This is a genomic window from Photobacterium lucens (assembly GCF_009873615.1).
GTDB lineage: Bacteria > Pseudomonadota > Gammaproteobacteria > Enterobacterales > Vibrionaceae > Photobacterium > Photobacterium lucens.
Genome location: NZ_SSMG01000292.1, coordinates 1 through 351, shown reverse-complemented (window position 1 = coordinate 351; position 351 = coordinate 1). Strand labels below are relative to the sequence as shown.

1 protein-coding gene is annotated in these 351 nt (G+C 27.9%); it reads left to right on the top strand.

Annotation, left to right across the window (positions count from 1 at the left end; all coding sequences use genetic code 11):
• Positions 1 to 111: 111 nt before the first annotated feature.
• Positions 112 to 351: acyltransferase family protein (locus tag E5A76_RS12645; protein WP_161119143.1), on the top strand; the 240-nt coding region annotated here is incomplete at its 3' end.

Genomic DNA, 351 nt, shown 5'->3' with positions numbered 1-351 from the left:
ATACAAGGCTGACTATAAGTTAGAACTAAAGTTTAGGTTAATGGTTATGGAAAGATAGAAATTGATGAATATTTCCATTATGATAACTTTTTAGACTGCTAGATTTTTATTATGAGTATCGAAAAACGATATAAAAACTTAGATTCCTTAAGAGGAGTTTTAGCTTCGTGTGTGTTTTTTCATCATTATGTGATTACATATAGTTGGAAAACGAATGGTAAGTGGATTAGACCTGATTCTGAATTCTTTAATAACTTAGGACAAATAAGTGTTAGTGTTTTCTTTATGATAACAGCATTTTTATTTACAAAAAAAATCATTCTAAATGAGAGTACTGTTAAATGGAAGAGC